The organism is Pseudomonas sp., from assembly GCF_030147005.1.
Lineage (GTDB): Bacteria > Pseudomonadota > Gammaproteobacteria > Pseudomonadales > Pseudomonadaceae > Aquipseudomonas.
Genome location: NZ_JASLAW010000188.1, coordinates 1 through 8,184, shown reverse-complemented (window position 1 = coordinate 8,184; position 8,184 = coordinate 1). Strand labels below are relative to the sequence as shown.

Sequence of the window (8,184 nt, the reverse complement as noted above, 5' to 3'; positions counted from 1 at the left end):
AAATAACAACACAACCCCCTGTGGCGAGGGAGCTTGCTCCCGCTGGACTGCGTAGCAGTCCCAATCTCCCAAACAAAGAGCAGGGCAGCTTCGCGGCCCCGGCGGTAGCACAAATAACAACACAACCCCCTGTGGCGAGGGCGCTTGCTCCCGTCGAACTGCGTAGCAGCCCCAATCTTCCAAACAAAGATAGGGACAGCTTCGCGACCCCGGCGGGAGCAAATAACAACACAACCCCTGTGGCGAGGGCGCTTGCTCCCGTCGGACTGCGTAGCAGCCCAATCTTCTAAACAAAGAGCGGGGCAGCTTCGCGGCCCCGGCGGGAGCAAGCTCCCTCGCCACATTCACTTTGGCGTTATGAGCGGTACTGAGTCTGAACTTTCAAGCTACCGCTTATCCCCCCATCACAACCTCGTTTGAATTTTCTGCACCCCTGAGGCTCTGCATTTTAGAAGCGTGTGGTTTGAGCGCTCTTGCGGGGCCACCTTGCGGGCGGCCCGTTGAACGGACTTTGCGGAAATTGCCAACATGACACTCCTCACAGCGCTGTCGGGCCAACCGGCCTCTGCCACCGACTCGACCCAAGGCCTCCATCAACGGGTTTACCAGCAGCTATACGGTGAATCCCCAGATGCCCCAGAACTGGCGCGTGACTATCTTCAAGATCAATTGGCCCTGGTAGAAGCGACCGACAGCGACCTGCCCGAGGCGCCCGAACAGCTCCTGGCCTGGGTCGAACAGCGTTGCGCCGCCGTGGCCCAGGCGTATGCCGAGTACCTGGAGCAACGCCAGCAAGGCCGGCCGCGTCGCTACTTCCAGAACAAGGCGCACGCATTGTATGTGCTGCAACGCGTTGGCCCGACCAAACAAGTAGACGGCGCGTGGCTCTACGGGCTGCTGCGCTATTGGCAGGATCAGCGCTTTGACGGCCTGCTGACCACCTATCTCGAAGAGTTGGGCGACGGCGAAGCGGCGCAGAACCATGTGGTGATCTATCGCAAGCTGCTCAGCGAGCATGATGCCGACAGCGAGGCGGGGCTTGAGGATGAGCACTATCTGCAAGGCGCAGTGCAATTGGCCCTGGGCCTGTGCGCCGAAGAGTTCCTGCCGGAAATCATCGGCTATAACCTGGGCTATGAGCAGTTGCCGCTGCACTTGCTGATCACGTCTTACGAATTGAGCGAGCTGGGCATCGACCCCTATTACTTCACCCTTCATGTGACCATCGACAACGCCAGCAGCGGCCACGCTTGCAAAGCCGCGCAGTCGGTGCTGAACCTGCTGCCGCTGGGCGAGGGCAGGGAAGACTTCTACCGTCGCGTCGCTGCGGGGTATCGCCTCAACGACCTCGGCCCGGGCACTACCACGGTCATCGAACAATTCGACCTGCAGGACGAAGTGGTGGCCATGCTCGAACGCAAGCGCACCTTTGGCCAGCATATGCATTCGGACTACTGCCGTTTCGAGGGCAAAACCGTTAACCAATGGCTGGCCAAGCCCGGTCAGATCGGCGATTTCCTTAAGGCAATGGAAGAAAAGGGCTGGATCAAGCGCCACCAGGACCCCGCCGAGAGCCGCTTCTGGCAGTTGATCGAGGGGGCGGGCGCGGCGATGTTCGGTGTGTTCAGCGGTTATGAAAAACAGGTGTTGCATGACTGGATCGCCGGTGAGTGGATCGGCGCCCAGCGCGTGCCGCCGGTGCGGCCGGGGCGTGGCAGCCCTTCAATCCATGAGCAGCATCGCCCGGCTGATCCTGACACCCAGGCCCTCGTCGATTCACTGTGGAAGCTGCCTGATGCACAACAACTGGGCGCGCTGATCCCGTGGATGTCGGCGCGGCGCCACTGCTGCCCCGCAGGCTTGTACGCGACCCGCCGCTTTATTCAACTGCGCGCGCGCCTGCGCTAAGGAAATTGTTCATGTCTGCACAACAACTGGCTGATCGCGCCCTGCTGAACCTCGGCCGAGGCTTGAAGGACAGCGGCTACCGTTTCATCACGCCGACGCCGTTGACCCACGAGCGCGTATTCCGGCGCCTGGCGACACCCCTGGCGATGAACCTGCGCGACGTGTTCGGCTGGTCCATGCCGTTCGACAACGACCTGTTGCCTGAGGCGTTTCGTGAAGAGTTACAGCAGGCCGAAGTGATCGAAAAACACGACGCGCTGTGGCGCAGCACCGTGCGCTGGTCAAGCTTGGATGATTTGCTGTTTGCCCATTCGCCTTATCCCACGGTCGAAGCGGATGCGGTATTTTTCGGGCCTGACAGCTATCGATTCGCCCACGTTATCGAAGCCTATCTGCAACAGCGCTTCGAGCCCCTCAAGCGCGCTGTGGACATCGGCTGCGGGGCGGGCGTCGGCGCGCTGGTCGTTGCCCATGCGCGGCGCGACGCCGAGGTGCTGGCGGTGGATATCAACCCCCGTGCGCTGCGCCTGACAGCGGTGAATGCCGAGCTGGCCGGCCTGACAAATGTCAGTGTGTACCAAAGCGATGTGCTGACCAGCGTCGAGGGCGAGTTCGACCTGATCGTCGCCAACCCACCGTACATGAATGATGACCGCCAGCGCGCCTATCGCCATGGCGGTGGCGCGTTGGGCGAACAGCTGTCGGTGCGCATTGTGGGCGAATCCCTCGCACGCCTCGCCGTCGGCGGCAGCCTGTTGTTGTACACCGGCGTGGCAATGGTGGCGGGCGGCGACCCGTTTCTGGAGGCGGTCAAACCATTACTGACCAGCGACGTTTATGGCTGGACCTACCGGGAACTGGACCCCGACGTGTTCGGCGAAGAACTCGATAAACCGGGTTATGAGCGCGTCGAGCGGATCGCCGTGGTTGCGCTCACCGTCACTCGCCTGCGCTGAGCGCTCATGCTCACATTGATGTGGTCGCGGCGACCATTTATCGGTTGCCGTTGCACATTGAGGGAACACCTTCGCCCTGCACGCGCCCTTAAGTAATAAGCCCATACAACAGGAGTGCAGTGCATGCGCGCGATGACCTTCCAAGGCGCCCATAAAGTCCAGGTCGATACGGTACCTGACCCCATCATTGAACAACCCGATGACATCATTCTGCGTGTCACCGCCACTGCGATCTGCGGTTCGGACCTTCACCTGTACCGAGGCAAGATCCCGACGGTGGAGCACGGCGATATCTTTGGCCATGAGTTCATGGGCATCGTTGAAGAAACCGGCCCGGCAGTGACGGCGGTGCAGCGTGGCGACCGCGTGGTGATTCCCTTCGTGATTGCCTGTGGCGGCTGTTTTTTCTGCCAATTGCAGCAGTACGCCGCCTGCGAAACCACCAACGACGGGCGTGGTGCGATCCTGAATAAAAAGGCGATCCCGCCGGGGGCGGCGTTGTTCGGCTATAGCCGCCTGTACGGCGGCATTCCCGGTGGCCAGGCCGAGCTGGTGCGCGTGCCCAAGGCCAACGCCGGGCCGTTCAAGGTGCCCGGCATCCTGCCGGATGAAAAGGTATTGTTCCTCTCCGACATCCTGCCCACGGCCTGGCAGGCGGTGACCAATGCCGGTATCGGCAAAGGCTCCAGCGTGGCGATCTATGGCGCCGGCCCCGTGGGTTTGCTCAGCGCCGCGTGCGCGCAAATGCTCGGCGCCGACCAGATTTTCATGGTCGACGACCATCCCTATCGATTGGCCTACGCGCAAAAGATGTACGACGTGATCCCGATCAACTTTGAAGAGGACGATGACCCCGCCGACACGATCATCCGCCAGACCGCCGGCATGCGTGGCGTGGATGGCGTGGTGGATGCGGTGGGTTTCGAGGCCAAGGGCAGCACCACGGAAACCATCCTCACCACATTGAAGATCGAAGGCAGCAGCGGCAAGGCCTTGCGCCAGTGCATCGCAGCCGTGCGCCGTGGCGGCGTGGTCAGCGTGGCCGGGGTGTATGCCGGCTTTATCCATGGCTTCATGTTTGGCGACGCGTTCGACAAGGGCCTGACCTTCAAGATGGGCCAGACGCACGTGCACCGCTACTTGCCGGAGCTTTTGGAGCATATCGAACTGGGCCGCCTGAACCCGGAGGCAATCATCACCCACCGGCTGTCGTTGGAGCAGGCGGCGCGCGGGTACGAGATGTTCGATAAGTGCGAAGAGGAGTGCCGCAAGGTGATTCTGGTGCCGGGGAGCAGCGATCGGCCGCTGACCGAGCCGCTGGAAGAGGAGCTTACCCCTGAGCTTCGCATGCAGGGAGTGCCTGGCTTCTAGGCCGACTGCGAATCATCTGTGGGAACTGGCCTGCGATGGCGGTTGACGGTAGATCGCAATCGCAGGTGAGCCAGTTCCCCAGTGGATGGAGGCTGCCCGCCGAATCAGGCGGTGGCTTGGGGCTGGATGTGTAGGGCGCCTTCCATATCCTTCACCAACCCACTGGCCAGAAACAGCGGCGCCAGGCGCTTATGCAGCTGAGGCTCGACAAACTCCTTGATGGTGTCCAGCACCAACACCCCGCTGCCGGGTAACTCTGTTTTGGTGTACGACAACCAGGCTTTTTTCAGCGCCATCAGCACATCACTGCCTGCCGTTGCGGCAAAGCGGCGGTGCGTGGGCTTGCCGTCGAAGTTGAACGTGTGCTGAAACCCATAACCGGTTTCGTCGCCGCCGCTGGCACTGCAGCGTATGCAGGTGCACGGGCCGTCGCCGAACGCGGCGCGCAGGTAGGCGTTGAAGTCCACCACGGGTTTGAGTGACAGGCGCTTATCAACCTCGAACAGGTCTCCGGTCATTTTTTCGTCAGTGTTCAACGTCCATTTCCTCGCAAGTCGGTAGCGGTCTTTCAAAGCGCGGCACAATACCAGCCGAGCGCCTGTTTGGGGATTATTTGAATTTAACCGAAGAGCGATCAGCGGAAAAATTCACCTGGCGTGGCATCGAACTGCTGACGAAACGCATTGATAAACGCCGACGTCGATTCATAACCACAGCCCAGCGCCACATCCGTCACCCGTTCACCTTGTTCCAGGGCGGGCAGAGCGCTCAGCAGTCGCAGGCGTTGGCGCCAGGCGCGGAACGTCAGCCCGGTGTCCCTCAGAAACAGCCGGCTGAGGGTCTTTTCGCTCACCCCCAGCTTGCGGCTCCAGGCTCCCAGGGTGGTCTGCTGCTCGGGATGCAGGTTCAGGCTGCGATAAATCTGCCGCAGACGCGGGTCATGGGGCAAGGGCAACATCAAATCGACCTGGGGCGCCGCAGCGAGTTGGTCCAGCACCACTTGGGCCAAACGGCCGTCGGGGCCATCTTCGGCATATTCCACTGGCAGCTCACTGAAGCTGCGGATCAATTCGCGCAACAAACTGCTCACCGCCAGCACCTGGCAGCGCTCCGCCGCCCAGGCGGTCACGCGGCAATCGAGGTAAAGGCTGCGCATTTCCGTGTGGGGCGAGCTGTACACGCGATGGGGCATGCCCGCCGGAATCCACACAGCCCGTTGCGGCGGCGCGACGAAGCGGCCGGCGCTGGTCTGGATCTCCAGCACCCCGGAAATCGCATAAGACAACTGCACCCATGGATGACTGTGCCGGCGCGTCAGCGCGCGGTTTGGCAGTGATTCGGTGCGCCCGTACACCGGCCGAGGCAGGCTGGACAGCCCGGGTACCGTGCGTCGCACGGTTTTGTCGTGTCCTTTAGGCGGCATTTACTGGCTCATTGGCGTTAGTCGGTAACAGGTCGTTACGTTAGAGTCGCGCCCATGCGCTTGGCAACCCCTTGGAAGATTTGCTCATGACCCGTCCGCGTTTTCTGCCCGACAACTTCACCCTGACGCTGATCGCCACGGTGATCCTTGCCTCCCTGCTGCCGGCCAGCGGCCAGACCGCCGTGGCCTTCGGCTGGGTCACCAACCTCGCCATCGCGCTGCTGTTTTTCCTGCATGGCGCCAAGCTGTCGCGCCAGGCCATCGTCGCCGGGGCCGGGCACTGGCGTCTGCACTTGCTGGTGTTCAGCCTGACCTTTGTGCTGTTCCCGCTGCTGGGCCTGGCGCTCAAGCCATTGCTGTCGCCGCTGATCGGCAACGACCTGTACATGGGCATGCTCTACCTCTGCGCGCTGCCGGCCACCGTGCAATCGGCGATCGCCTTCACCTCCCTGGCGCGGGGCAACATTCCGGCCGCTATCTGCAGCGCGGCGGCCTCGAGCCTGTTCGGTATCTTCCTTACGCCGTTGCTGGTGGCCCTGTTGCTCAACGTGCACGGCGATGGCGGCTCCACCGTCGACGCGATCCTGAGGATCAGCGTGCAGTTGCTGCTGCCGTTCGTTGCGGGCCAGATCGCCCGGCGCTGGATCGGTGACTGGGTTGGGCGCAATAAATCCTGGCTCAAGTTCGTCGACCAGGGCTCGATCCTGCTGGTGGTTTACAGCGCCTTCAGCGAAGCGGTCAACGAAGGCATCTGGCACCAGATTCCGCTGTGGGAGCTGGCCGGGCTGGTCGTGGCGTGCTGCGTCTTGCTGGCGCTGGTGCTGGTGGCGTCCGCGCTGCTGGGCAAGGCATTCGGTTTTAACCAGGAAGACCGCATCACCATCCTGTTCTGCGGCTCGAAGAAAAGCCTGGCCACCGGCGTGCCGATGGCCCAGGTACTCTTCGCCGGGGCGACCATGGGCGTGCTGATCCTGCCACTGATGCTGTTTCATCAGATCCAACTGATGGTCTGTGCGGCATTGGCCCAGCGCTATGCGAAGCGGCCGGAAAGCATTCCTGAGTTGATGACGCAGGTGGATCCGTGAGCCGGGGCTTATCAGCCCGATTCAAACCGTGCTTATGGGGCCGCCCGGAACCGTCACGCGATAACCGGGCAGGATCAGGGCCAACAGTGCGATGAGAAACCTATAGAATGCTCAACGGCTGCGCATGTTCTGCGCGGCCGTTTGATCATCACCAGAGTACCTCGCCCGTCAATGAGCCTTTCAGCCGCAACCCCCCAAGCCAACTGGCAACCGGTCATCGCCCTGGCGCTGGCCGCGTTTGTATTCAACACCACCGAATTCGTGCCGGTCGGCCTGCTCAGCGCCATTGGCGCCAGCTTCGACATGCCCGTGGCCAGCGTTGGCCTGATGCTCACTATCTATGCGTGGATCGTGTCGCTGACGTCGCTGCCGGTGATGCTGCTCACGCGTAACGTCGAGCGGCGCAAATTGCTGATCGTGCTGTTCGGCCTGTTTATCGCCAGCCATATCCTGTCCAGCGTGGCCACCAGCTTCGGCCTGCTGATGGTCAGCCGTATCGGCATCGCCCTGGCCCATGCGTTGTTCTGGTCGATCACTGCGTCCCTGGCGGTGCGCCTGGCGCCGAAGGGCAAGCAAGTGCAAGCCCTTGGCCTGCTCGCCACCGGCACCTCCCTGGCGATGGTGCTGGGCATTCCCCTTGGCCGGCTGCTGGGCGAAGCCATGGGCTGGCGTACCACGTTCCTGGTCATCGGTGCCTTCGCCGCGGCGCTGGTGTTCTGGCTGGCGCGCACTTTGCCGCTGCTGCCGAGCCAGAACTCCGGCTCGCTGCGCAGCCTGCCGTTGCTGTTCAAGCGCCCGGCGCTGGTGGCGCTCTACGGGTTGACCGCGATGGTGGTGACTGCCCAGTTCACCGCCTACAGCTACATCGAACCCTTTGTGGAAGGCGTCGCCGGCATGAGCGGCAGCGCCGTCACCCTGATCCTGCTGGTGTTCGGCGGCGCCGGTATTTTCGGTTCGCTGCTGTTCAGCCTGGTGCACCGTTTCAACCCGCACTTGTTTGTCGTCAGCGCGGTATTCCTGCTGGCGTCATGCCTGGCGTTGTTGCTGCCACTGAGCGGAGCCGAGTCCTATCTGGTGACGCTGAGTATTGTGTGGGGCATTGCCATCATGGGCTTCGGCCTGGCCATGCAGTCCAAGGTATTGGTGCTCGCGCCGGACGCCACGGATGTGGCGATGGCGATGTTTTCCGGCATCTACAACATCGGCATCGGCGGCGGCGCACTGATGGGCAGTTGGGTCGGCAGCCACTTCGGCTTCGCCTGGATCGGCGCGGCGGGCGGATTGCTGGCGGCGCTGGCGTTGGTGGGTTACTGCCTGGCGATTCGGCGGTTTGGGACGGGCGTGGTGCAGAGCTGAGCGGGAATGGGGCCAATGCCAGTCAGTCAAGACATAACGCTTTACGTGGCGAGGGAGCTTGCTCCCGCTGGACTGCGTAGCAGTC

General features: G+C 62.3%; 7 protein-coding genes. 5 read left to right on the top strand and 2 right to left on the bottom strand.

The window, feature by feature from the left end:
* Window positions 1-528 precede the first annotated feature (528 nt).
* The 3 genes from Q1V60_RS17595 to Q1V60_RS17585 all read left to right on the top strand — a co-directional run bounded on the left by Q1V60_RS17595 (window position 529) and on the right by Q1V60_RS17585 (window position 4,235).
* Window positions 529-1,908, top strand: a complete 1,380-nt coding sequence (locus tag Q1V60_RS17595) for an iron-containing redox enzyme family protein (protein WP_300632911.1) — start codon at window positions 529-531, stop codon at window positions 1,906-1,908.
* A gap of 11 nt (window positions 1,909-1,919) precedes the next feature.
* The gene (locus Q1V60_RS17590; RefSeq protein WP_300632909.1) at window positions 1,920-2,864 is read left to right on the top strand and encodes a class I SAM-dependent methyltransferase; all 945 of its coding nucleotides are present in this window, start codon (window positions 1,920-1,922) and stop codon (window positions 2,862-2,864) included.
* Window positions 2,865-2,987: 123 nt separating this feature from the next.
* Window positions 2,988-4,235 carry a zinc-dependent alcohol dehydrogenase gene (locus tag Q1V60_RS17585; protein WP_300632889.1) on the top strand — a complete coding sequence of 416 codons (1,248 nt, stop codon included), beginning with the start codon at window positions 2,988-2,990 and terminating at the stop codon, window positions 4,233-4,235.
* Window positions 4,236-4,339: 104 nt separating this feature from the next.
* Here the strand turns inward: Q1V60_RS17585 and Q1V60_RS17580 are convergent, their stop codons facing one another.
* Together Q1V60_RS17580 and Q1V60_RS17575 are read right to left on the bottom strand one after the other, a co-directional pair.
* Window positions 4,340-4,771, bottom strand: a complete 432-nt coding sequence (locus Q1V60_RS17580) for a hypothetical protein (RefSeq protein WP_300632887.1) — start codon at window positions 4,769-4,771, stop codon at window positions 4,340-4,342.
* A 98-nt stretch (window positions 4,772-4,869) separates the two neighbouring features.
* Window positions 4,870-5,658 (bottom strand): helix-turn-helix transcriptional regulator, encoded by a 789-nt coding sequence (locus Q1V60_RS17575; protein ID WP_300632885.1) that lies wholly within the window; start codon window positions 5,656-5,658, stop codon window positions 4,870-4,872.
* A gap of 86 nt (window positions 5,659-5,744) precedes the next feature.
* Here Q1V60_RS17575 and Q1V60_RS17570 point away from each other — a divergent pair, with 86 nt between their 5' ends.
* Together Q1V60_RS17570 and Q1V60_RS17565 are read left to right on the top strand one after the other, a co-directional pair.
* Window positions 5,745-6,743, top strand: a complete 999-nt coding sequence (locus Q1V60_RS17570; protein WP_300632883.1) for a bile acid:sodium symporter family protein — start codon at window positions 5,745-5,747, stop codon at window positions 6,741-6,743.
* A gap of 171 nt (window positions 6,744-6,914) precedes the next feature.
* Window positions 6,915-8,099 carry a sugar transporter gene (locus Q1V60_RS17565; protein ID WP_300632881.1) on the top strand — a complete coding sequence of 395 codons (1,185 nt, stop codon included), beginning with the start codon at window positions 6,915-6,917 and terminating at the stop codon, window positions 8,097-8,099.
* Window positions 8,100-8,184 lie beyond the last annotated feature (85 nt).